At 71.4% G+C, this 22,704-nt stretch carries 19 protein-coding genes; 7 read left to right on the plus strand and 12 right to left on the minus strand.

Annotated features, from left to right (window positions below):
• The first annotated feature begins 29 nt into the window (after nt 1-29).
• Both lipB and lipA read left to right on the plus strand, forming a co-directional pair.
• Nucleotides 30-698: a lipoyl(octanoyl) transferase LipB gene (lipB, locus tag V4F39_RS16330; protein WP_332290768.1), complete on the plus strand. Its 669-nt coding sequence runs from the start codon at nt 30-32 to the stop codon at nt 696-698.
• Complete coding sequence (gene lipA, locus V4F39_RS16335) at nt 695-1,708, plus strand: lipoyl synthase (protein ID WP_332290769.1); 1,014 nt, start codon at nt 695-697, stop codon at nt 1,706-1,708. The genes lipB and lipA overlap by 4 nt, the downstream gene beginning before the upstream one ends.
• Nucleotides 1,709-1,733: 25 nt before the next feature.
• On the opposite strand, the gene V4F39_RS16340 is transcribed toward lipA, so the two are convergent.
• From V4F39_RS16340 to V4F39_RS16375, 8 genes are all read right to left on the minus strand, one after another.
• Nucleotides 1,734-1,958, minus strand: a complete 225-nt coding sequence (locus tag V4F39_RS16340; protein ID WP_332290770.1) for a 4-oxalocrotonate tautomerase — start codon at nt 1,956-1,958, stop codon at nt 1,734-1,736.
• A gap of 14 nt (nt 1,959-1,972) precedes the next feature.
• Nucleotides 1,973-2,737, minus strand: coding sequence for a class II aldolase/adducin family protein (locus V4F39_RS16345; RefSeq protein WP_332290771.1), 765 nt, complete (start codon nt 2,735-2,737; stop codon nt 1,973-1,975).
• Nucleotides 2,734-3,579 (minus strand): archaetidylserine decarboxylase, encoded by an 846-nt coding sequence (gene asd, locus V4F39_RS16350; RefSeq protein ID WP_332290772.1) that lies wholly within the window; start codon nt 3,577-3,579, stop codon nt 2,734-2,736. The genes V4F39_RS16345 and asd overlap by 4 nt, the downstream gene beginning before the upstream one ends.
• A gap of 37 nt (nt 3,580-3,616) precedes the next feature.
• Nucleotides 3,617-5,125 (minus strand): efflux transporter outer membrane subunit, encoded by a 1,509-nt coding sequence (locus V4F39_RS16355; RefSeq protein ID WP_332290773.1) that lies wholly within the window; start codon nt 5,123-5,125, stop codon nt 3,617-3,619.
• On the minus strand, nt 5,122-8,310 hold the full coding sequence (locus V4F39_RS16360) for an efflux RND transporter permease subunit (RefSeq protein ID WP_332290774.1): 3,189 nt from the start codon (nt 8,308-8,310) through the stop codon (nt 5,122-5,124). The genes V4F39_RS16355 and V4F39_RS16360 overlap by 4 nt, the downstream gene beginning before the upstream one ends.
• A 628-nt stretch (nt 8,311-8,938) precedes the next feature.
• Nucleotides 8,939-12,301 (minus strand): efflux RND transporter permease subunit, encoded by a 3,363-nt coding sequence (locus V4F39_RS16365; RefSeq protein WP_332290775.1) that lies wholly within the window; start codon nt 12,299-12,301, stop codon nt 8,939-8,941.
• 12 nt (nt 12,302-12,313) lie between these two features.
• Entirely contained in the window at nt 12,314-13,642 is a 1,329-nt protein-coding gene (locus V4F39_RS16370) for an MdtA/MuxA family multidrug efflux RND transporter periplasmic adaptor subunit (protein ID WP_332290776.1), read from the minus strand.
• A gap of 119 nt (nt 13,643-13,761) precedes the next feature.
• Nucleotides 13,762-14,274, minus strand: a complete 513-nt coding sequence (locus tag V4F39_RS16375; RefSeq protein WP_332290777.1) for a TlpA family protein disulfide reductase — start codon at nt 14,272-14,274, stop codon at nt 13,762-13,764.
• A 12-nt stretch (nt 14,275-14,286) separates the two neighbouring features.
• On the opposite strand from V4F39_RS16375, the gene V4F39_RS16380 reads away from it, so the two are divergent.
• Nucleotides 14,287-14,961: a DUF4197 domain-containing protein gene (locus V4F39_RS16380; protein WP_378235131.1), complete on the plus strand. Its 675-nt coding sequence runs from the start codon at nt 14,287-14,289 to the stop codon at nt 14,959-14,961.
• Nucleotide 14,962: 1 nt separating this feature from the next.
• On the opposite strand, the gene V4F39_RS16385 is transcribed toward V4F39_RS16380, so the two are convergent.
• From V4F39_RS16385 to V4F39_RS16395, 3 genes are all read right to left on the minus strand, one after another.
• Nucleotides 14,963-16,030: a hypothetical protein gene (locus V4F39_RS16385; RefSeq protein ID WP_332290779.1), complete on the minus strand. Its 1,068-nt coding sequence runs from the start codon at nt 16,028-16,030 to the stop codon at nt 14,963-14,965.
• Between the two features lie 289 nt (nt 16,031-16,319).
• Nucleotides 16,320-17,042 carry an alpha/beta fold hydrolase gene (locus tag V4F39_RS16390; protein WP_332290780.1) on the minus strand — a complete coding sequence of 241 codons (723 nt, stop codon included), beginning with the start codon at nt 17,040-17,042 and terminating at the stop codon, nt 16,320-16,322.
• Nucleotides 17,042-18,322, minus strand: a complete 1,281-nt coding sequence (locus V4F39_RS16395) for a CaiB/BaiF CoA transferase family protein (RefSeq protein WP_332290781.1) — start codon at nt 18,320-18,322, stop codon at nt 17,042-17,044. The genes V4F39_RS16390 and V4F39_RS16395 overlap by 1 nt, the downstream gene beginning before the upstream one ends.
• Nucleotides 18,323-18,396: 74 nt before the next feature.
• On the opposite strand from V4F39_RS16395, the gene V4F39_RS16400 reads away from it, so the two are divergent.
• The 3 genes from V4F39_RS16400 to V4F39_RS16410 all read left to right on the plus strand — a co-directional run bounded on the left by V4F39_RS16400 (nt 18,397) and on the right by V4F39_RS16410 (nt 19,747).
• The gene (locus tag V4F39_RS16400) at nt 18,397-18,933 is read left to right on the plus strand and encodes a hypothetical protein (protein WP_332290782.1); all 537 of its coding nucleotides are present in this window, start codon (nt 18,397-18,399) and stop codon (nt 18,931-18,933) included.
• Between the two features lie 126 nt (nt 18,934-19,059).
• Nucleotides 19,060-19,509: a PTS sugar transporter subunit IIA gene (locus V4F39_RS16405; protein ID WP_332290791.1), complete on the plus strand. Its 450-nt coding sequence runs from the start codon at nt 19,060-19,062 to the stop codon at nt 19,507-19,509.
• Complete coding sequence (locus V4F39_RS16410; RefSeq protein WP_332290783.1) at nt 19,478-19,747, plus strand: HPr family phosphocarrier protein; 270 nt, start codon at nt 19,478-19,480, stop codon at nt 19,745-19,747. The genes V4F39_RS16405 and V4F39_RS16410 overlap by 32 nt, the downstream gene beginning before the upstream one ends.
• Here V4F39_RS16410 and V4F39_RS16415 read toward each other — a convergent pair.
• Nucleotides 19,719-20,552, minus strand: a complete 834-nt coding sequence (locus tag V4F39_RS16415) for a GNAT family N-acetyltransferase (RefSeq protein ID WP_332290784.1) — start codon at nt 20,550-20,552, stop codon at nt 19,719-19,721. The two genes, V4F39_RS16410 and V4F39_RS16415, sit on opposite strands and share 29 nt — an antisense overlap.
• A 139-nt stretch (nt 20,553-20,691) precedes the next feature.
• Between V4F39_RS16415 and ptsP the strand changes: the two genes are divergently transcribed.
• The gene (gene ptsP / locus V4F39_RS16420; RefSeq protein WP_332290785.1) at nt 20,692-22,497 is read left to right on the plus strand and encodes a phosphoenolpyruvate--protein phosphotransferase; all 1,806 of its coding nucleotides are present in this window, start codon (nt 20,692-20,694) and stop codon (nt 22,495-22,497) included.
• Nucleotides 22,498-22,704 lie beyond the last annotated feature (207 nt).

A 22,704-nucleotide genomic window follows, 5' to 3' on the forward strand; every position in this document is an offset into this window, starting at 1 on the left:
CCCTGGCTGCCACGGGGCGCTGCCGCACCATGATCGTCAAGACCCTCGGCCGCGTCGACTACGCCGCCACCGAAGCCGCGATGCGCGCATTCACCGAGACGCGCACCGCCGACACGCCCGACGAGCTCTGGCTCTGCGAGCACGATCCGGTCTACACGCAGGGTGTGGCGGGCCGGCCCGAGCACGTGCGCCATGCCCACGGCATCCCGGTGGTGCAGACCCACCGCGGCGGCCAGGTCACCTACCACGGGCCCGGCCAGGTGGTGGCCTACCCGCTGGTCGACCTGCGGCGCCTGGGCATCTACGTCAAGGAATACGTCTACCGCATCGAAAGCGCCGTGCTGAAGACGCTGGAAGGCTACGGCGTCACCGGCCACCGGGTGGCGGGCGCGCCGGGCATCTACGTGCGGCTCGACGACCCGTTCTCGCACGCCGCGCTCACCGGCCCCGTGCCGGCGGACGACCCGTTCCGCGGCCTCGGCAAGATCGCCGCGCTCGGCATCAAGGTGAGCCAGCACCGCACCTACCACGGCGTGGCGCTGAACGTGGCGATGGATCTGCAGCCCTTCCTGGGCATCGACCCTTGCGGCTATGCCGGGCTGCAAACGGTCGATCTCGCTAGACTCGGCGTCTCGACCGATTGGAGCGAGGCCGCCGCGCGCTTCGGACAGCGCCTGGCGGCCCAGTTGACCCCATGAACCAGCTTCCGCCCGCCACCCCCGCCGTTCCCGCTGCCGCCCCGGCCGTGGCCGTGCCCTACGACGCCACCGCCAAGCAGAAGGCGCAGGCGAAGACGGCGCGCATCCCGATCAAGATCGTGCCGGCCGAAACGCTGAAAAAGCCCGACTGGATCCGCGTCAAGGCCGGTTCGCCCACCACCCGGTTCTACGAGATCAAGCAGATCCTGCGCGAGCACAAGCTGCACACGGTGTGCGAGGAAGCCAGCTGCCCGAACATCGGCGAATGCTTCGGCAAGGGCACCGCCACGTTCATGATCATGGGCGACAAGTGCACCCGCCGCTGCCCGTTCTGCGACGTCGGCCACGGCCGGCCCGACCCGCTCGACGTGGACGAGCCGCTGAACCTGGCCAAGACCATCGCCGCGCTGCGCCTGAAGTACGTGGTGATCACCAGCGTGGACCGCGACGACCTGCGCGACGGCGGCGCGGCGCACTTCGTGGAGTGCATTCGCCAGACGCGCGAGCTGTCGCCCGAGACGCGCATCGAGATCCTCACGCCCGATTTCCGCGGCCGCATGGACCGTGCGCTCGAGATCCTGAAGGCCGCGCCACCCGACGTGATGAACCACAACCTGGAAACCGCGCCGCGCCTGTACAAGGAAGCGCGCCCGGGGTCCGACTACCAGTACAGCCTGAACCTCCTGAAGCGCTTCAAGGAATTTGCGCCCGGCGTGCCGACCAAGAGCGGCGTCATGGTCGGCCTGGGCGAAACCGACGAGGAGATCCTGCAGGTGATGCGCGACATGCGCGAGCACGGCATCGACATGCTGACCATCGGCCAGTACCTCGCGCCCAGCGGCCACCACCTGCCGGTGCGCCGCTACGTGCACCCCGACACCTTCAAGATGTTCGAGGACGAGGCCTACAAGATGGGCTTCACCCACGCCGCCGTCGGCGCGATGGTGCGCTCCAGCTACCACGCCGACCAGCAGGCCCACGCGGCCGGCGTGGCGGACGCGGTGGCGTGACGGCCGGCACAGCGGCCGATCGACCCTAGTCGGCCAGCGGCGCCGCGTCGGGCGGCGGCGCGGCCGTCTTGTCCGACCACAGCGTGCCGCCGGTGGCCCAGTCGTGGCGGGCGATGTCGTAGAACAGCACGTCGACGCTGTCCGGCGAGCCGCCCAGCGTGCGTGCGGTGGCTTCCGTGAGCGCCCGGGCCAGTGCCCGTTTCTGTTCCACGGTGCGGCCTTCGAAGAGTTCGACGCGAATGGTCGGCATGGGGTGCTCCTGGTTCAGTCCTGGTAACCGGGGGACAGCCGGTCGAGGCGGCGGCGCAGCGCCGGCCACTCGACATCGCCGTCCCATTCGCGGCCGTCGCCCACCCATTGGCGGTAGGTGCGCGCGGCCAGTTCGTCGCTGACGACCTGGATGCCGCCGCGTGCGCCCGCCTGGGCCCGCAGCTGCGCCTGGGCCGCGCGTTCCAGCAGGTGCATCAGCATGCAGGCCTCGGCCACGGTGCGGCCGACGACCAGCGTGCCGTGGTTGTCGAGGATCAGGCCGTCCAGCGCGCCGAGGCTGGCCACGAGCCTGCGCTGCTCGTCGGCGCCGAGCGCCAGCCCTTCGTAGGCATGGCGGCCGAGGCGGCCGTGCAGCCGCATCGCGTACTGCGAGGTCGGCAGCAGCCCTTCGGGCAGCATCGACAGCGCCACACCCCACGGCGTGTGCAGGTGGATCACGCACTCCACCTCGGGGCGGGCGGCGTGCACGGCGCCGTGGATGGTGAAGCCCGTCGGGTTCACCGGGCGGCCCGAGCCGTCGATGACCTCGCCGCGCGCATCCACCTTCACCAGGCTGGAGGCGGTGACCTCGTCGAACATCAGGCCGAAGGCGTTGATGAGGTAGGCCCCCGGCTCGCCCGGCACCGTGGCCGACAGGTGCGTGTAGACGGTGTCGTCCCAGCCGTTGAGGGCCGCCAGCCGGAAGGCGGCGGCCAGGTCGATGCGCACCTCGCGCTCGGTGCGCGGGGGCCGGCCCTGCAGTGCGGCGGGTGCCGTCATGCGCGCACGGCCATCGCTTCGCCCATGCGCACCGCGCCGCCGGGCGCCCAGGCGGGGTTGAACCGCAGGGTGCCGCGGGGGAACAGCATCACGACGGTGGAGCCGAGCAGGAAGCGGCCCATCTCGGCGCCACGTTCGAGCACGACCTGCGCGCCGGTGTAGGTCCATTCGCGCACCTGGCCCGAGCGCGGCGGGTTGACCACGCCGTGCCACACCGTGGCCATGCTGCCGACGATGGTGGCGCCCACCAGCGTCAGGACGAAGGGGCCGTGGGCCGAGTCGAACAGGCACACCACGCGCTCGTTGCGGGCGAACAGGCCCGGCACGCCGCGCGCCGTGGTGGGGTTGACCGAGAACAGGTCGCCGGGCACGTGGATCATCCGCCGCAGCGTGCCGGTGCAGGGCATGTGGATCCGGTGGTAGTCCTTGGGGCTCAGGTACAGCGTGGCGAAGCTGCCGTGCTCGAAGGTGGCGGCCAGCGCCGCATCGCCGCCCACCAGCGCGGTGGTGCTGTAGCGGTGGCCCTTGGCCTGGAAGATCTGGTCGTGCTCGATCGGCCCGAACTGGCTGATCGCCCCATCCACCGGGCACACCCATTCGGCCTCGGCGAGCGGGCGGGCCCCGGGCTTCAGCGCCCGGGTGAAGAAGTCGTTGAAGCTCGCGTAGCGGGTGATGTCGGGCTCGGCGGCCTCGGACATGTCGACGCCGTAGCGCGCCACGAAGCGGCGGATGATGCCGGTCGTCGTGCCGCCCCAGCGGCCCGAGGCGACCCAGCCGGCAAACCGTGTGAGGGCCTGCTTGGGCAGCAGGTACTGGGGGAGGACATCGAGGCGTTCAGGCACCCGAAGATTGTAGAGAACCCCTCATGTGGGTGCGCCGTCACCGCCAGCCGCCCCCCAGCGCCTGGATCAGCGACACCGTCGCCGTCTGCCGCTGGCCGATGAGCTGCAGCACGCTGCGCCGCGCCGACAGCGCCGAGACCTGCGCCGTCACGACTTCGGTGAAGCCGACCTGCCCGGCCCGGTATCGGTTGAGCACCTGCTGCTCGGTCTGGTCGGCCGCGGCCGAGGCGATGCGCCGCAGCGCCAGCTGGCGCTCCAGCGTGCGCAGCGCGGCGAGCTGGTCCTCCACCTCCTGGAAGGCGGTGAGCACCGTCTGCCGGTAGCCGGCCACCGCCTGCTCCCACGACGCACGCGACTGGTCGACGCGGGCCTGCGTGGCGCCCGCATCGAACACCGCCTGCGCGAGCGACAACCCCAGCGACCAGGCGGCGGCCGAGGCGCTGAAGAGGTCCGACACGCGGGTGCTCGACAGTCCGTACTGACCCGTCAGCGTGAAGCTCGGGTAGAAGCCCGTCTGCGCGACGCCCACGTCCGCGTTGGCGGCGGCCACGCGGCGCTCCGCGGCGGCGATGTCGGGGCGCCGCTGCAGCAGCGTGGACGGCAGGCCCGCCGGCACCGCGGGCGGGTCGGCGCGCAGGGTGTCGGCGAGCGCGCCGGCCGGCAGGTCGAAGTCGGCCGGCGCGCGGCCCACCAGCACCGCGATGGCGTGCTCCAGCTGCGCACGCTGGCGTTCGAGCGCGACGCGGTCGGCCTCGGTGTTGGCGAGCTGCGTCTCGGCCTGCAGCACGTCGCTCCTGAGCGCGAGGCCTGCGTCGTAGCGGTTTCGGGCGATCTGCGCGGCGCGCTCGTAGGCTGCCAGCGTGTCGGCCAGCAGGGCCATCTCCGCGTCGGTCTCGCGCAGGGAGAAGTAGTTGGCCGCCACCTCGGCCTGCGCGGACAGCGTCGCCGCCGCGAGGTCGGCCTCGCTGGCCTGGGCCCGGGCGCCGGCCGCCGCCACGCTGCCGGCCACGCGGCCCCACACGTCGGCCTCCCAGCTCGCGCCCAGGCCGAGCTGGTAGCGCCGGTTGGCGGGGGACGTCGAGGCTTCGCCGCCGCTGCGCGTGGCGCCGCCCGAGAGATCCACCGCAGGCCAGCGGCTCGCGCGCTGCTCGCGCACCAGCGCGCGGGCCTGGGCATACGAGGCCGCCGCGGCGGCCACGTTCTGGTTCGACACCTCCACCGCTTCCACCCAGCGGTCGAGCACCGGGTCGTCGAAGAGGCGCCACCACGGCCCGCGGGCGGCCAGGTCGGCCGGCGCGGCATGCAGCCAGCCGGCGGGCGGCGCCTCCTTGAACTGCGCGGGGGGCGACAGCGGCGAGGCGTCGGGCAGCGGCGTGCTGGCGCAGCCCGCGAGCGCCAGCGCCAGGCCGGCGGCGGCCCACGTGACGGCATTGCGCGGCGGCCGTCGGATGGCGGCACGCGGAAGGCCCGGCGGCGCCGAAGCGGGCGCCGGCACCTTCGGGCGCGCACCGCGGCGCGGGGATGCATTCGATCGCAAGGGGTTCATCGCGGCAGGGAAGGGTTGGCCGTGTCGACGTGGCGGCTCAGGTGCTGCTCGCCGGGCTGGCGCCGGCGGAGCTTGTCGAGCAGCAGGTAGACCACCGGCGTGGTGAGCAGCGTCAGCAGCTGGCTCGCGACGAGCCCGCCGATGATCGCGATGCCCAGCGGGCGGCGCAGTTCGGAGCCTTCGCCGAAGCCGATGGCCAGCGGCAGCGCGCCGAGGGCGGCGGCCAGCGTCGTCATCAGGATCGGGCGGAAGCGCAGCAGGCAGGCCTCGCGCACCGCCTCGAAGGCGCTGAGCCCGCGCGCCCGCTCGGCGTCGAGCGCGAAGTCGATGATCAGGATCGCGTTCTTCTTGACGATGCCGATCAGCAGGAACACGCCGATCAGCGCGATCAGCGAGAACTCCATGCGGAACATCAGCAGGGCCAGCACCGCGCCCACGCCGGCCGAAGGCAGCGTCGACAGCACCGTGATGGGATGCACCAGGCTCTCGTACAGCACGCCGAGCACGATGTAGATCACCACCAGCGCCGCGAGCACCAGCAGCGGCTGCTGCCCCTGCGACTGCTGGAAGGTGGCAGCCGTGCCCTGCACGCTGCCGCGCACGTTGATGGGCATGCCGATGTCGGCCTCGGCCTGCCGGATCGCCGCCTGCGCGTCCGACAGCGTGTAGCCCTCCGCCAGGTTGTAGGACAGCGTGGTCGCCAGCTCGCCGTCCTGGTGGCTGACGGACGAGGGCGTGCTTTCCTCGCTGAAGCGCGCGATGGCCGGCAGCGGCACCATGCCGCGGGCCTGCGTGCTCACCGCCTGGCCGGTGGAGGCATCGCGCAGCGAGGCGTTGGCGGCCGCCGCCGCGGCGTCGGCGGTGCCCCGCACCGCGACGTTGACGTCGTTCAGCGCCAGCGGGCTCTGGGCGTAGCGCGGGGCCACCTCCATCACCACCTTGTACTGGTTCAGCTCTCCGTAGATGGTCGCGACCTGGCGCTGGCCGAAGGCGTTGTAGAGCGCGGCGTCGACGTCGCGCGAGCTCACGCCCAGGCGGGAAGCGCTGTCGCGGTCGATGTGCACGAAGGTCTCGACGCCGTTGTCCTGCTGGTCGGTGTCGACGTCGACCAGCGCGGGCTGCTGCTTCATCGACTCGGCCAGCTTCAGCGCCCACGCGCGCAGGTCGGCGGCGTTGTCGCTCTTCAGCGTGTACTGGTAGGTGGAGCTGCTCTGGCGCCCGCCCATGCGCAGGTCCTGCACCGTGTTGAGGAAGAGGCTCACGCCGCTGACCTGCGCGAGCTGCGGCCGCAGCCGCGCGATCACTGCCTGTCCGCCCACCCCGCGCTCGGCCAGCGGCTTCAGGTTGACGAAGAGGAAGCCGCCGCCGGCCCGCGCGCCGCCGGTGAAGCCGACCACCGTGTCGACCGCGGGGTCGGCGCGGATGATGTCGACCAGCTGCTTCAGCTTGGCCTGCAGCGCCTGGAAAGAGATGCTCTCGTCGGCCCGCAGCCCGCCGTTGATCTGCCCGGTGTCCTGCTGCGGGAAGAAGCCCTTGGGCACCGCGGCGAACAGCCACACGTTGAGGCCGACCACCGCGGCCAGGATGAACATCACCAGCCCGGGCGAATGCAGGGCCCAGTCGAGGCTGTGCGCATAGCCGCGCAGCAGCCGCTCGAAGCCGCGCTCCGACCAGCGCGCCAGCCGGCCCGGCGCACGCTGCACGGCGCCCGGCTTGAGCAGCCAGGCGCACATCATCGGCGTGGTGGTCAGCGAGATCACCAGCGAGATCAGCACCGAGACCGACAGCGTGACCGCGAACTCGCGGAAGATCCGGCCCGCCAGCCCGTCCATGAACAGCAGCGGGATGAACACCGCCACCAGCGACAGGCTGATCGAGACCACCGTGAAGCCCACCTCGCGTGCGCCCTGCAGCGCGGCCTCGAAGCGGTTGCGCCCGGCCTCGATGTGCCGGCTGATGTTCTCCAGCACGACGATCGCGTCGTCGACGACGAAGCCCGTGGCCACCGTCAGGGCCATCAGGCTGAGGTTGTTGAGGCTGAACCCGAGGAAGTACATCACCCCGAAGGTGCCCAGCAGCGAGACGACGGTGGCGACCGCCGGCACGATGGTGGCGCGCACGCTGCGCAGGAAGAGGCTCACCACCAGCACCACGAGCAGGATGGAGACCAGCAGCGTCAGCTCGATCTCGCGCAGCGAGGAACGGATCGAGTGGGTGGCGTCGGAGGCGACCTGCAGCGTCATGTCGGCGGGCAGCTGCGCCTGCAGCTGCGGCACCAGCGCGCGCACGCCGTCGACCGTCTCGATGATGTTGGCCCCCGGCTGGCGCGTGATCAGGACGATCACCGCCGGGCTGCCGTTGACCAGGCCGAGCGTGCGGCGGTCCTCCGGTCCGTCGCTCACCGTCGCCACGTCGGACAGGCGCACCGCGGCATCGTTGCGCCAGGCGATCACCAGCCGGCGGTAGTCTTCCGCCAGCCGGCCGATCTGCGAGGTGTAGACCTGCATGCGCAGCCCCTCGCCCTCGATCGCGCCCTTGGGGCGGTTGGCGCTGGCGGACTGGATCGCCGCGCGCACGTCGTCGAGCGCGATGCCGTGGCGCGCCAGCGCCAGCGGGTTCAGCGCGACCCGCACCGCCGGCAGCGAGCCGCCGCCCACCTCCACGTCGCCCACGCCCTTGACCTGCGCCACCTTCTGCTGCACCAGGCTGGACACCTCGTCGTAGATCTGCTGCGGCGTGCGCGTGGGCGAGGTCAGCGCGAGGATGATCACCGGCGCGTCCGACGGGTTCATCTTGCGGTACGTCGGGTTGCTGCGCAGCGTGGCGGGCAGGTCGGCGCGCGACGCGTTCAGGGCCGCCTGCACCTCGCGCGCGGCGGCGTCGATCTTGCGGTTGAGGTCGAACTGCAGGGTGATGCGCGTCGAGCCGCTGCCGCTGCGCGAGGTCATCTCGTTGACGCCGGGGATCACGCCGAGCCTGCGCTCCAGCGGCGTGGCGACGCTGGTGGCCATGGTCTCGGGGCTGGCGCCCGGCACGCTGGCACTGACCGAGATGGCGGGGAAGTCGACCTGCGGCAGGGGGGCCACGGGCAGCACGAAGAACGCGGCGATGCCGGCCAGCGCGATGCCGAGTGTCAGCAGCATCGTCGCGATCGGGCGGCGGACGAAGGGCTCGCTGAGATTCATGGGGGTGTGCGGCTTCTGCTGGGGGGTGCGGGGCTGCGCTGTGGCGTGCGGCTGAGGCGGTCGGCGCGAAGCGCCGACTTCCCTGCGTTGCTCGATCGCCTGGGGTGCGCCGCCGAACTCGCTACGTTCACTTCGTTCACTGCACTCAAACAGCCGCGGCGGGTCAGATGACGAAGCGCGCTGCGCGCGCACCCCAGGCGCCCTGCGCTACTCGGCGCCTCACACGCACGCCACAGCGCAGCCCCGCACCCCCCAGCAGAAGGAGTGGTGCTTGGGGGCTTGTGCGTACTCGCTGGCGCCTCGTTCGCCGGCTGGGCGCGTGCGTGGGGTGGCCTTTTTTTCCAAGCAGGGAGCCACCGGTGCCTGCGCGGCAGGTGGGGTCCGCGGGGGGCGATTGCTGGGGTGGCGAGAAGCGCAGGGGCGAGGTCGGCGCGCGCAGCGCGCATCAACAACTGACTTGCCGACGCTTGTTTGAACGCAGTGAGCGAAGTGAGTTCGGCGGCACGACCTGGGCCCGAGCATCGCAGCGGAGTCGGCGCAACGCGCCGACCACCCCAGCATGAGCCCCCCGCGGACCCCACCTGCCGCGCACCAGCCACCCAACGACGACGCAGCCCACAAACTGCTTTCATGGCAACCGCACCGAACTAGCAGAAGACACAGTCGACGGCGACAACCGCCGCCCCAGCCGGTCGAACGCCAGGTAGATCACCGGCGTGGTGAACAGCGTGAGCACCTGGCTCACCACCAGCCCGCCGAAGATCGCCAGCCCCAGCGGCCGGCGCAGCTCGGCACCGTCGCCGAAGCTGAACATCAGCGGCAGTGCGGCGAAGAGCGCCGCCATCGTCGTCATCAGGATCGGCCGGAAGCGCAGCAGCGCCGCCTGGTGGATGGCTTCCTGCGGGGACTTGCCTTCGTGGCGCTCCGCGTCGATCGCGAAGTCGATCATCATGATCGCGTTCTTCTTGACGATGCCGATCAGCAGGATGATCCCGATGATGCCGATCACCCCGAGGTCGTGGCCGGCGATCATCAGCGCGAGCAGCGCCCCGACGCCGGCCGAGGGCAGCGTGGACAGGATCGTCAGCGGGTGAACGGTGCTTTCGTACAGCACGCCCAGCACGATGTACACGCACACCACGGCGGCCAGGATCAGCCAGAGCTGGTTCGACAGCGAGTTTTCGTAGGCGCCCGCCGCGCCGAGGAAGTGCAGCGTCAGGCTGGCCGGCAGCGCGATCTCCTGCGCCGCGGCACGGATGGCATCCACCGCCTCGCCCAGCGAGACGCCGGCCGCGGTGTCGAAGCCCAGCGTCGCGGACGGGTACTGCGCCACATGCGTCACCTGCAGCGGCGCCGCCACCTCCTCGATGCGCGCGAAGGCCGACAGCGGCGTCGCGGTGCCGGAGCTGGTCGGCAGGTGCAGCAGGCGCAGCGCATCGGGCGTGGTCAGCAGGTCGGGCCGTGCCTCGAGGATCACGCGGTACTGGTTGGTCTCGGTGAAGATGGTCGACACGATGCGCTGGCCGAAGGCGCTGTAGAGCGCCTCGTCCAGCGCGGTGGCCGTGATGCCCAGGCGCGATGCGGTGTCGCGATCGAGGGTGACCTGCACCGCGCGGCCCTGGGCGCCCGCATCCGTGCTCACCTGGCTGATCGACGGTGACTGCCGCAGGCGTTCGGCCAGGCGCAGCGTCCATTCGGTGACGGTGGCCGTGTCGGCGCCTTCGATCGACACGCGGTAGGGCGTCGGGCCGGTTTCGGCGTCGATCGTCAGGTCCTGCGTCGGCTGCAGCGACAGCGTGACGCCGGCGACCCGGCCCACCCGCTCGTGCAGCCGTGCCATGGTCTCGGCCTGCGAGCTGCTGCGGCCGGTCTTCAGGTTGATGAACAGCCGGCCGGCATGCAGCATCGTGCTGTTGGCGCCGTCGACGCCGACGAAGGAGGTGAGGCTCTCGACGTCCGGATCCTGCAGCATCGCTTCGGCGGCCTGGCGCTGCAGCGCCGCCATGCGCTCGTAGCTCACCGACGGCGCGGCCTCGATGCGCGCCTGCAGCTGGCCGGTGTCCTGCACCGGGAACAGGCCCTTCGGGATGAGCAGGTACAGCAGCACCGTCAAGGCCAGCGTGGCCGCCGCCACGACGAGCGTGAGGCCCTGGTGCGCCAGCACCCAGTGCAGGCCGCGGTCGTAGCGGCCGATCACGCGGTCGAAGAAGCGCTGGATGGCGTTGCCGGCCGGCAACGCCGCAGGCGTCTTGGAGGCCGGCTCCGGGCCCGCGCCGGGCCGCTCCCAAGCGGGCCCGGCTCCCCCTCGGGGGGACGACGCCGCAGGCGTCTTGGGGGCCGGCTGCGGGCCCGCGCCGGGCCGCTCCCAAGCGGGCCCGGCTCCCCCTCGGGGGGACGACGCCGCAGGCGTCTTGGGGGCCGGCTCCGGGCCCGCGCCGGGCCGCTCCCCAGCGGGCCCGGCTCCCCCTCGGGGGGACGACGCCGTAGGCGTCTTGGGGGCCGGCTTCAACCATCGGGCCGACATCATCGGCACCAAGGTGAGCGAGACCACGGCCGAGATCAGGATGGTGATGGCCAGCGTGATCGCGAACTCGCGGAACAGCCGGCCCACCACGTCGCCCATGAACAGCAGCGGGATCAGCACGGCGATCAGCGACACCGTGAGCGAGATGATCGTGAAGCCGATCTCCGAGGCGCCCTTGTACGAGGCGGCCATCGGCGATTCGCCTTCCTCGATGTGGCGCGCGATGTTCTCGATCATCACGATGGCGTCGTCCACCACGAAGCCGGTGGCGATGGTCAGCGCCATCAGGCTCAGGTTGTTGAGGCTGTAGCCCAGCAGGTACATCACGCCGAAGGTGCCCACCAGCGAGATGGGCACGGCCAGGCTCGCGATGACGGTGGCGCGCAGGCTGTGCAGGAACGCGAAGATCACCAGCACCACCAGCACCACGGCCAGCACCAGCTCCATCTGCACGTGCTCGACCGAGGCGCGGATGCCGCGCGTGCGGTCGGCCAGCACCTGCACCTCGACCGAGGCCGGCATGCCTGCGGTGAGCGCGGGCAGCCGGGCGCGGATCGCGTCGACCGTCTGGATCACGTTGGCGCCCGGCTGGCGCTGCACGTCGATGATGATGGCGGGCTTGAGCGCGCCGCCGCCGTGGCCGGACCAGGCGCCCAGGCGCACGTTCTCGGCGCTGTCGACCACGCGGGCGACGTCCTTCATGCGCACCGGCGCGCCGTTGCGCCACGCGACGATGAGGTTCTTGTATTCCTCGGCCGTCAGCAGCTGGTCGTTGGCGTTGATGGTGTACGAGCGGGTCGCGCCGTCGAAGCTGCCCTTGGCGCTGTTGGCGTTGGCCGCGCCGATGGCGCTGCGCAGCGTGTCGATCGCGATGCCGTAGGCGGCGAGCGACTGCGTGTCGGCCTGGATGCGCACCGCCGGCCGCTGCCCGCCCGACAGGGTGACCAGGCCCACGCCGCTCACCTGCGAGATCTTCTGCGCCAGCCGCGTGTTGACGAGGTTCTGCACCTCGGTGAGCGGCAGGCTGTCGGAGGTGACGGCCAGCGTCAGCACCGGTGCGTCGGCCGGGTTGACCTTGGCGTAGACCGGCGGCGCAGGCAGGTCGGCGGGCAGCAGCGAGCTGCCGGCGTTGATGGCGGCCTGCACTTCCTGTTCGGCCGCATCGAGCGCGAGCTCGAGCCCGAACTGCAGCGTGATCACCGAGACGCCGGCCGCGCTGGTGGAGCTCATGCGCTCCAGGCCCGACATCTGGCCGAGCTGGCGTTCGAGCGGCGCGGTGACGGTCTGGCTCATCACTTCGGGGCTGGCGCCCGGGTAGAGCGTCTGCACCTGGATGGTCGGGTAGTCGACCTGCGGCAGCGCCGACAGCGGCAGGAAGCGGAAACCCACCAGGCCGGCCAGCAGGATGGCCAGCATCAGCAGCGAGGTGGCGACCGGCCGCTGGATGAAGGGACGCGAGGGGTTCATGGCGGCAAAGGCCTACGAGGCCGCGGCGCTGGCCCGCCGTTGCGGGCGGCTTGCCGCGCCGGCGGGGCGGGAGGCGCCCCGGCCCGGCACGCTCGCACTGCTGGCCGGGCGCTGGCCGGCGACCTGCACGCGCGCCCCGTCCTTCAGCCGGTCGGCGCCTTCGGTGACCACCGACTCGCCGGCGGACAGCCCGCGCACGATCTGCACGCGGTCGGTCGTCGCCTGTCCGCGCATCACCGGGCGCTGCGAGACGGTGCGGTCCTCGTTCAGCACGTAGACGTAGTCGCCGTTGTTGCCGTGGCGCAGGGCCGCGACCGGGACCACGACGACGCCCCGCAGCGTGTCCAGCTCCACCCGGACGTTGACGAACTGGTTCGGGAACAGCGCACGGCCGGCGTTTGAGAAGCGCGCCTTCGCGCGCACCGTGCCGGTCGCGGTGTCGATCTCGTTGTTCAGCGTCGAGAAGAGGCCGGTGTCCAGGACCGCCGCACGTGTGCGGTCGAGCGCGGTGACCGGCAGCGTCGCGCCCTGCGCGGTGCGGCGCTCGATCTCCGGCACGCGGTCCTGCGGCACGGAAAAGGTGACGTCGATGGGCGCCAGCTGCGTGATCACCGCGACGCCGGCGGCATCGCCCGCCGAGACGACGTTGCCCACATCGACCACCCGCAGGCCGACGCGGCCGGCGACGGGCGCGGTGATGCGGGCGTAGCCCAGGTTCAGGCGCGCCGTGCCTTCGCTCGCGCGGTCGGACAGCACCGTGCCTTCGAGCTGCTTGACGGCGGCGGCCTGCGTGTCCACGTCCTGCCGGGCGATGGAGTCCTGCTGCAGCAGCGTCTGGTAGCGCTGCAGCGTCAGCCGCGCGAGTTCGAGCTGGGCCTCGTCGCGGCGGCGCTGGCCCTCGGCCTGCATCAGTGCCAGCTCGAAAGGGCGGGGATCGATGACGGCCAGCACGTCGCCAGCCCTGACCATCTGGCCCTCGCGGAAGCGCACCTGGGTCAGCACGCCCGAGACCTGCGGCCGCACCGTCACCGTGGCCGATGGCGTGACGGTGCCGAGCGCCTCCAGGATGACGGGGATGTCCGCCTGCTCTGCACGCGCCACGCCCACCGTGGTGGTGGGGCCGCCGCCGCCGAACGGCGGCCCGCCGGGGCCGCCCGGGCCGCGGGCGGCGGTGCCCGGTGCCGCCGGCGCACTGGCGCGGTGGGTCAGGTACCAGGCGAGGCCGGCCAGCGCCAGCAGCGCGAGCACCGCGACGGCGCGGCCGAGCCAGCGCGCACGCCGGCTGGGCTGCCGTGCGGCAGCGGTGGCCGGCGCGGCGCCGGCCTGGTTTTCTTCTTGCATGCAGTGTCCTCGAGGTCCGCACGGGCGGAGCCAGGGACGATGATGCCTTCCGGGGCCCGGTGCGTGCCGGCAGCGGATCAGAACAGCGGCGCTTTGCCCGCGTGTTGCTGGCGCGCCGCTCAGGCCTCGGCCAGCAACTGCTCGACCAGCTTGTGCAGGGCGGCGAAGTCCGGCGCGCCGACGTAGCGCTTGACGATCTCGCCGCGCTTGTTGATCAGGTAGGTGGTGGGCGTGAGCTGCACGTCGCCGAAGCGCTTGGCGATCTCGCCGGTGTTGTCGATCGCCACGCCGAAGGGCAGCTTGCGGGTCTCGGCGAAGCGCGACACATAGGCCGGCGGGTCGTAGCTCATCGCCACCGCGATGGTCTCGTAGCCCTGCGCCTTGTACTTGTCGTAGGTGGAGACGATCTGCGGCATCTCGGCCACGCAGGTGGTGCAGCTCGTGGCCCAGAAGTTCACCAGCACGACCTTGCCGCGCAACGCGTCGATGCTGCCCTTGCTGCCGTCGAGCAGCGTGTACGACACTGGCGGCGCCGTCTCGCGCGCGCCGAAGCTCTGCCAACCCAGGTAGCCTCCCGCGCCCACCAGCAGGGCGATGGCGACGGCGGCGGCGGTGTGTCTGGCGGATGTCATGGGAGATTCCAAATGAAGCGGCGCGAGTTTATGGCGATGGCGGCATCCCTCGGCGTGGTCGGGTTTGCCGGCCCGGCGTGGTCGCTGAGCGAAAGCGACGCGGCCGTCGGCGTGCGCGCCGCTATCGAACGCGGTGCGATCGCGGCGGTTGGACTGCTCGGCCGCACCGATGGTTTCCTCGGCAATCCGAAAGTCCGCATCGACCTGCCGGGGCCGCTGGCGCAGGCCTCCGGGCTGCTGAAGGCTGCGGGCTACGGCCGCCAACTCGACGCGCTGGTCACCGCGATGAACCGCGCGGCCGAGGCGGCGGTGCCGCAGGCGCGCACGCTGCTGGTGAACGCGGCGAAGTCCATGTCCGTCGAGGATGCGCTGCGCATCGTGAAGGGCGGCGACACGTCGGTGACCGACTTCTTCGCCCGCAAGACGCGCGAGCCGCTGACGCAGCAGTTCCTGCCCATCGTGGGCCGGGCGACCGACAAGGTGTCGCTGGCGGCCAAGTACGACGCGGTGGCCGGCCGCGCCGCCCGGCTCGGCCTGCTGAAGGAGCGCGACGCCGACCTGCGCGGCTACGTCACCGGGCGCACGCTCGACGGCCTCTACCTGGTCATCGGCGAGCAGGAGCGCCAGATGCGGCGCGACCCGGTGGGCACGGGCAGCGCGATCCTCAGGAAGGTGTTCGGCGGGTAGCTCAGCCGCCCAGGCGCTTGCCGAGCTCGTAGGCCAGTGCGGCGGGCAGCGTGCGGCCGAGGGCTTCGCGGCCGACGCGGGCGATGGGCCGCGTGGCGCCGTCGGAGATCTCGAGCACCGAGCCCTGCTCCTCGATCTCGATGAACGGGAAGTCGGCCACGCTGGCGAGGATTTCCGAGCGCAGGATGTCCAGCCGCAGGCCGCGCACCAGCGCGGCGTAGACGATGGTGTGCGGCAGGCCGCCGTGGCAGAAGTCGCGGGCTTCCTCGATCGAGCCCGCGAAGTCGAGGATCAGCCCCAGGTGTTGCACCGCTTCACGGACCTGCGTGCGGCGCTCGCGGCGCGGTTCGATGACCAGCACGCTGGCGCCGGCCAGGGGCCGCGACGGCGTGCCGGCCGCCGGGCCCGGCAGCGGTTCGGCCTCCTGCGCGCTGACGCCTTCGCCGGCCTCGTTGACGGTGCGCGGAAACTCGATCGTCACCAGGGTCTGGGTGGCGCTGTCGCTGCGGTCCAGCCGCAGCCCCATGGTGCGGGCGGTCTGCTGCAGCAGCCGCCAGCGCAGGGTGTCCAGCGCGGGCGCGGGATGCGCCGCGGCCGGATCGGCGACCTGGTCGGGTGGGCAGTGCACGAAGCGGCACGTCAACTGGGCATGCGGTGGCCAGGCCTGGTGGCCCAGCGCCAGCTGGATGGGCGCGCGCGCGAGCCGGCCGGCCCAGTCGAGCAGGGTATGCAGCAGGCCGAACAGCAGCGAGGGGTCGACCAGCACCTCCGCCGGCTTCAGGCTGGCGCGCGCGGCCAGGCCGCGCTGCCGCAACACGGGGGCCTGCTGCTGCAGCACCTCGCCGAGCAGCGTGCAGAGGTCGATGCGCTCATGGCTCTGGCGCAGCCGGCCGGCGGTCAGGCGTGCGAGCTGCTGGGTCGCCATGGCGGCGGCGCGGGCATCTTCGACGGCCTCGCGCAGTGCGGCGGCCTCATGCGGTTCGAGCCGGCCCGACTGGACGAGGGCCTCGAGGCGGTCGGCGGCGCGCGAGAGCGGGCCGGCGATTTCCGCGCCGGCTTCGGTCAGCACGCGCGGCCAGGCGGTGGAGTCTGAGAGTCCCGTCGTCGCGGCGGGCGACGGCAGGGGCGGAGCATCCGACAAATGCATGGGGGTCCTTCAAGCCACTACTGCCTCCCGGCCCATCGGCCGGGTGTGGCAACACCCCAACATAAATGCAACAAATTGCATCGGGGTGAGGGCGGCATGCTCGCCGCTGGAGGCGGGATCGTGCTCCCCGCGGGCCGGGGCTGGCGCGCGGAGCGGGCTTGAAGTTTGTGAATTAATGCCGGCTATCGCGCCGCCTGCCGGCTCGAACTGCTTAAGAAGTGTTTCGAGCGGTCGCCGCGGCCGCCACGCCCAGCAGGGCCTGCAGCAGGGCCTCGGGTGCGCTGATCATCGGATCGTGGCCCGTGGCGATCTCGATCACCCGCCAGCCGGGCATGGCGCGCACCCGTTGCCGCATCGGCGCGATGGTCGGCAGGGCCGGCGACGTGCAGTCGATGAAGGTGCGAGGCAGGGCCTCGATGCGGGTGGCATCGAAGGACAGGGGGTCGTCGTAGACCCCGCCGGGCTGGGGCGTCTGACGCCGTGCGACCCACGCCGCATCGTCGCCGCTCAGCCCGAAGGCCGCCGGGTCGGCCGGTGCGATGGCGCCGGTGGAGGCGATGCCGGCGCGGCGCGCGGTCTGGGTGTCGGGGCTGTGGCCGCTGGACCAGCTCTCCCCGGGCAGCGGCACGACGGCGTCGACATAGACCAGGTGCGACAGGCGCGGCGCGAGGCGGTCCGCCACGGCCGTGATCACCATGCCGCCATAGCTGTGGCCGACGAGCACGGCGGCCTGCAGTTCTTCCGCCTCGATGACGGCGGCGACGTCGTCGGCGTGGGTGGCCAGGCGGATGCCGTCGTGGCGCTGGTGCGCCCGCTCGCCCACCCCGCTGAGCGACACGGCGAAGGCGCGGTGCCCGGCAGCCCACAGGCCGGGCAGCACACGCCGCCAGCACCACGCGCCGTGCCAGGCGCCATGCACCAGCACGAAGTCCATCAGATCGCTCCTTCGTCGCGCAGGGCCTGGCATGCGGCGGCGTCGAGGCCGAATTCCGCCAGCACCTCGTCGGTGTGCTGGCCGAGCAGCGGCGGCGGCCGCCGCACGGTGGGCGGGGTGGCCGAGAGCTTCATGGGGCTCGCGACCAGCCGCAGCGCGTCGGTGTGCGGATGAGGCACCTGGCTGACCATGCCGCGCGCCAGCACGTGCGGGTCGGAGAACACCTCGGCCAGGTCGTTGATCGCGCCGCAGGGCACCTTCGCCGCCTCCAGCGCGGAGAGCCAGTCGTGCTTGGAGCGGCCGCGCATCGTGCCGGCCAGCAGCGGTACGAGCGTGTCACGGTGGCGCACGCGGTCGGCGTTCTTCGCGAAGCGCGGGTCGGCTGCCAGATGGGGGAGGCCGGCCACGTCGCAGAACTTGGCGAACTGGCTGTCGTTGCCGACCGCGAGGATCAGGTGGCCGTCGGCGGCCTCGAACACCTGGTAGGGCACGATGTTCTGGTGTGCATTGCCGGCGCGCCGGGGCGTGACCTCGCTGGCCAGGTAATTGGCGCCCATGTTGGCGAGCATCGCCACCTGCGTGTCCAGCAGCGCCATGTCGATGGCCTGGCCCTGGCCGGTGGCGTCGCGGTGGCGCAGCGCCGCCAGGATCGCGACGGTGGCGTACATGCCGGTGAACAGGTCCGCTACCGCCACGCCCACCTTCTGCGGGCCGCCGCCAGGCAGGTCGTCGCGTTCGCCGGTGATGCTCATCAGGCCGCCGAGGCCCTGGATCGCGTAGTCGTAGCCGGCCCGCTCACGGTACGGGCCGGTCTGGCCGAAGCCTGTCACCGAGCAGTACACGAGCCGTGGGTTCAACTGCAGCAGCGTCGTCGCGTCCAGGCCGTAGCGGGCCATGTCGCCGACCTTGTAGTTCTCGACGAAGACGTCGCATTGCGCGGCCAGGCGACGGATCAGCGCCTGGCCCGCCGGGGTGGCGATGTCGACGGTCACCGACCGCTTGTTACGGTTCGCCCCGAGGTAGTAGGCGGCTTCCGCGGTGTCGTGGCCGTCCCGGTCCTTCAGGAACGGCGGGCCCCAGCCTCGCGTGTCGTCGCCGCCCGGGTGCCGTTGCCCGGGCGGACGCTCGATCTTGATCACGTCGGCGCCCAGGTCGGCGAGGGTCTGGGTACACCAGGGGCCTGCCAGGACGCGGGAGAGATCGAGTACACGCACGCCGGCCAGGGCACCGGGTGTCTCGGCGGCGTGAGCGGGGGGCTGGGGATCGGCGGGGAGGGTCATGCGCCGGATCGTACGGCCCGGGGGCGGGGGTGCGGCGCCCGGGATAATGTTTCGTGGCTTCGACAGGATTCCCCATGTTGTTTCCCGGCCGGCGCTGGCTGGCGGCGCTGGCGGCCGGCGGCGCGATGCTGGCCGCCTGCTCGCCGACGCTGAACTGGCGTGAGGTCCGGCCGGAAGGGGCCGAGGTGCAGGCCCTGTTCCCCTGCAAGCCCAGCGGCCCGACCCGACGCGTGCCGCTCGGCGCCGCGAGCGTCGACATGACGGTGCTGGCGTGCGACGCCAGCGACATGACCTTCGCGCTGACGATCGCGGACGTGCATGACCCCGCGCAAGTCGGCGTGGCGCTCGACGCGTTGGTCGCGGCCGCCGCGGCCAACCTCCGGGCGTCGACCGCGCCGCAGGCGCAGCCGCTGCAGGTGCCGGGCGCCACGCCGCACGCGGGCGCCCGTCGGCTGCGCATCGAAGGGCGGCGGCCGGACGGCGGCCGGATCGAGGCGCATGTGGCGCTGTTCACCCGGGGCACCCGCGTGTACCAGGCGACGGTGCTGGGGCCGTGGCCCGTGCAGGAGGCGGTGGATACGTTCCAGGGAGGGCTTCGGGCGGGTGGCTGAGGCGCGCCCTGGGGCCAGGGTGTGGCCGTCAGCCGCCCGGACGCGGTCCGCTCCCCCTCGAACCAACGGGTTTGTAACAACCGGGTAGGGCCTACGGGCAATCCCGAGTACGCTCCATCCCCCATGATTCCCGGTCTCGTCATCCTCGCCCATGCGCCGCTGGCGTCGGCCCTGCGTGAAGTGGCGCAGCACACCTTCCCGGAGTGCGCGGCACGGATCGAGGCGGTTGACGTGGCGCCCGACATGTCGCCCGAAACGGTGGAAACGCTGGCGCGGGCCGCATTGGCGCGTGCGCGCAACCCCCAGGCGCTGATCTTCACCGACGTGTTCGGCGCGACGCCCTGCAACGTGGCGCAGCGCCTGGCCGACGGCGCGCAGGTGCGTGTCGTGACCGGTGTCAACGTGCCGATGTTGTGGCGCGCCCTCTGTTACGGCGACGAAACCCTCGACAACCTGGTGACCCGGGCGTTGGCCGGGGCCACGCAGGGCGTCATGCCGGTGGGTGTCACCCGTCCGCAGAACCAGGCCTATCAACCCCACTCAGATGCTCAAGACCACGCTCACCATCAGCAATAAGCTGGGCCTGCATGCCCGCGCCTCCGCCAAGCTCACCAAGCTGGCCGGTGGCTTCTCCAGCGAGATCCACCTGTCGCGCAACGATCGCCGAGTGAATGCCAAGAGCATCATGGGAGTCATGATGCTGGCGGCGGGCCTGGGCGCGGAGGTCGTGCTGGAGGTGGAGGGCGCCGACGAGCAGGCGGCACACGACGCGCTGGTCGCGCTGGTCAACGACAAGTTCGGCGAGGGTCAGTAGCGGCAGCGAAGGTGGCGCCCGTGCGCAGGTAGCGTGCAGGCAAGTCCGCGGTGCGCAACAGCAGGGGCAGGTCGGCCGTGTTGAAGTCAGGGTCCCACGCCGGTGGGCCGATCAGCTTGGCGCCGCAACGCAGATAACCCTTGATGAGCGCGGGCGGCTCGACGCGCAGATCTTGCCGGAGGTCGTCGACGGGCAGCGGCAGGCGCGCCCGCACTTGCCATTCGATCGATGCCATGTGGGCTGCGCTCAGGCGGTTCCACAGGCTTGCGGCGGCATGGCCGCCGTCGTGCATGCCGACGCTGGCGCAGCCGATCACCGTATGCCACTGGTTGCGCCTCATCGCATCCCCGAGCGCGCTCCACAGGGCCAGGATCGTTCCCCCACTGCGCCAGTCGCGGTGCACGCAGGAGCGGCCCAGTTCCACCATGTGTTCGCGCAGGCTGCGCAGGCGCGTCAGATCGAACTCCGTCTCGCTGTAGTACCCACCTGCCCGTCGAGCGGCCGCCGGCGTGAGCACACGGTAGGTGCCGATGACCTCGGCCGGCCGATCGTCGCTCGGCAGTGTGCGTACGAGCAAGTGCTCGCAGAAGTTGTCGAAGATGTCGACATCGTGGCCAGGCGGCACGCCGGGCTGCGGACGGATGCGGGCGCCGAGTTCTGACACGAAGACGTCGTAGCGCAGCCGCTGCGCGGCGCGGACGTCCTCCTCGTGCCGCGCCCATACGACCTCGAAGTCCGGCCGTTCCGAGGCGCGCGGCTGGATCGCCGGGGGGGCGGAGGAGGGCGACAGGTTCAGATCGATCATCGGCGGGGCTCCTTTGGCGCGCATGCTCGCCAGCGCCGATGACCGCCGGGTGACGCCGGCATGACCATGCGGTGACGGCCTGTCCACCCCGGCAATGCCCCGAACGGATCGCCGAACACTCGCTGCTAAAGTGGGTCGCATGAGCATTCAGGTGTTCGGCTTGCCGGTGTCGCGGGGCGTGGCGATCGGTCGTGCGGTGCTGGTGGCGTCCAGCCGTATCGACGTGGCGCACTATTTCATCGACGCTGCCCGGGTGGACGCCGAGATCGAGCGTTTGCGCATGGCCCGCGACGAGGTGGCTGCGGAGTTGTCGCTGCTGCAACGGGACTTGCCGTCCGATGCGCCGGCGGAGCTGTCGGCGTTGCTCGATGTGCACCTGATGCTGCTGCACGACGAGGTGCTGGCCAACGCCACCAAACACTGGGTGAGGGAGCGTCACTACAACGCCGAATGGGCAGTGTCCGCGCAGCTCGAAGTGCTGGCACGCCAGTTCGACGAGATGGAGGACGACTACCTGCGTGAGCGCAAAGCGGACATGGAGCAGGTGACCGAGCGGCTGCTGCGCGCCCTGGCGCGCGGAGACGGCGGCAGCGTGTCCCATCCCGCAGCGCCACGCGATTTCGGCGGCGAGGATCCCCTGGTGCTCGTCGCAAGCGACATCGCGCCGGCTGACATGCTGCAGTTCCGGCGCAGCGTGTTCACCGGGTTCGTGACCGACGTGGGCGGCAAGACGTCGCACACGGCGATCGTCGCCCGCAGCATGGACATCCCGGCCGTGGTCGGCGCGCGGGAGGCCAGCCGCCTCATCCGCCAGGACGATTGGGTCGTGATCGATGGCGACAGTGGCGTGGTGATCGTGGACCCGTCGCCCATCGTGCTCGAGGAGTACCGCTTCCGTCAGCGCCAAAGCGAACTCGAGCGCGCTCGGCTGGATCGCCTGCGGCACACCCCGGCAGTCACCCTGGACGGCGAGGCCGTCGACATGCTGGCGAACATCGAGTTGCCGAGCGACGCCGCGGCAGCCGTGGACGCCGGGGCGGTCGGGGTGGGGCTGTTCCGCACGGAGTTCCTGTTCATGAACCGCGCACCCGGCGACCTCCCTGGCGAGGATGAGCAGTACGAGGCTTACCGGGAGGCCGTGCTTGGCATGAAGGGGCTGCCGGTGACGATCCGCACGGTCGACATCGGCGCGGACAAGCCCATCGAGCGCATGTCGGTGAGCGAACTGCGCCACGAACATGTGCTCAACCCCGCACTCGGCCTGCGCGCTATTCGCTGGAGTCTGGCGGAGCCGGCCATGTTCCGGCAGCAACTGAGGGCGATCCTGCGTGCCAGCGCGCATGGCAAGGTGAGGATGCTGATCCCGATGGTCGCGCACCTCTCCGAGATCCGACAGACCTTCGAATCCATTGCGCGCGCCAAGCAGCAACTGACGGAAGCCGGCAAGCCCTTCGTCGACGTCGAGGTCGGCGCCATGATCGAAGTGCCTGCCGCAGCACTGATGCTGAAGCGCTTCCTTCACTACTTCGACTTCGTGTCCATCGGCACCAACGATCTCATCCAGTACACGCTGGCGATCGATCGTGCGGATGAGCATGTCTCCCATCTGTACGACCCCTGGCACCCGGCGGTGCTCCGCTTGGTGGCGGACAGCGTCGCGCAGGCCAACGCCATGGGCAAGCATGTGAGCGTGTGCGGCGAAATGGCCGGCGACGTGGCTTTCACCGAACTGATGTTGGCGATGGGTCTGCGGAGCCTGTCCATGCACCCCGCGCAGATCGCTTCGGTCAAGCAGCGCGTGTTGCGGGCGGATACGCGGCGATTGGCCGCGAGCCTGGAGACCGTATTGAATGCCGACGATCCCATGGCGGCAGCTCAGACCGCCTTCAGGAGGGCGGACGGCGCGCCGCCCAGCACCGCGCTCGGTGCGGCGACGCTCCAGTAGTTGGAGCCGTGCTGGCAAAGGCGTTCTGCGGGAGGTGTTGCATTGCTTGCAGTTGCCGTGCTACAGTCGAAGGCTTCGCTGATCACGCAGCGTTCTGCCCTGAGAGGGGTGGGCGATGTGAGGTTTGCGGTGGTTGGTGGCTGAGGTGGTGGATAGATCGCTGCAGCGGCTGCAAAGACCAAGTGTTTGACAGGGATTTAAAAATCA

This window comes from Aquincola agrisoli, assembly GCF_036621135.1.
Classification (GTDB): domain Bacteria; phylum Pseudomonadota; class Gammaproteobacteria; order Burkholderiales; family Burkholderiaceae_C; genus Aquincola; species Aquincola agrisoli.

Bases quoted from the DNA above. Each gene is read 5' to 3' on its own strand.
- V4F39_RS16380 (WP_378235131.1), top strand. From the start codon at position 14,287: ATGAAGCGGCGCGAGTTTATGGCGATGGCGGCATCCCTCGGCGTGGTC.
- V4F39_RS16395 (WP_332290781.1), bottom strand. From the start codon at position 18,322: ATGACCCTCCCCGCCGATCCCCAGCCCCCCGCTCACGCCGCCGAGACA.
- V4F39_RS16370 (WP_332290776.1), bottom strand. From the start codon at position 13,642: ATGCAAGAAGAAAACCAGGCCGGCGCCGCGCCGGCCACCGCTGCCGCA.
- V4F39_RS16410 (WP_332290783.1), top strand. From the start codon at position 19,478: ATGCTCAAGACCACGCTCACCATCAGCAATAAGCTGGGCCTGCATGCC.
- V4F39_RS16345 (WP_332290771.1), bottom strand. From the start codon at position 2,737: ATGACGGCACCCGCCGCACTGCAGGGCCGGCCCCCGCGCACCGAGCGC.
- V4F39_RS16375 (WP_332290777.1), bottom strand. From the start codon at position 14,274: ATGACATCCGCCAGACACACCGCCGCCGCCGTCGCCATCGCCCTGCTG.
- V4F39_RS16340 (WP_332290770.1), bottom strand. From the start codon at position 1,958: ATGCCGACCATTCGCGTCGAACTCTTCGAAGGCCGCACCGTGGAACAG.
- V4F39_RS16390 (WP_332290780.1), bottom strand. From the start codon at position 17,042: ATGGACTTCGTGCTGGTGCATGGCGCCTGGCACGGCGCGTGGTGCTGG.
- lipB (WP_332290768.1), top strand. From the start codon at position 30: ATGATCGTCAAGACCCTCGGCCGCGTCGACTACGCCGCCACCGAAGCC.
- V4F39_RS16360 (WP_332290774.1), bottom strand. From the start codon at position 8,310: ATGAATCTCAGCGAGCCCTTCGTCCGCCGCCCGATCGCGACGATGCTG.
- V4F39_RS16355 (WP_332290773.1), bottom strand. From the start codon at position 5,125: ATGAACCCCTTGCGATCGAATGCATCCCCGCGCCGCGGTGCGCGCCCG.
- ptsP (WP_332290785.1), top strand. From the start codon at position 20,692: ATGAGCATTCAGGTGTTCGGCTTGCCGGTGTCGCGGGGCGTGGCGATC.
- V4F39_RS16365 (WP_332290775.1), bottom strand. From the start codon at position 12,301: ATGAACCCCTCGCGTCCCTTCATCCAGCGGCCGGTCGCCACCTCGCTG.
- V4F39_RS16415 (WP_332290784.1), bottom strand. From the start codon at position 20,552: ATGATCGATCTGAACCTGTCGCCCTCCTCCGCCCCCCCGGCGATCCAG.
- lipA (WP_332290769.1), top strand. From the start codon at position 695: ATGAACCAGCTTCCGCCCGCCACCCCCGCCGTTCCCGCTGCCGCCCCG.
- V4F39_RS16400 (WP_332290782.1), top strand. From the start codon at position 18,397: ATGTTGTTTCCCGGCCGGCGCTGGCTGGCGGCGCTGGCGGCCGGCGGC.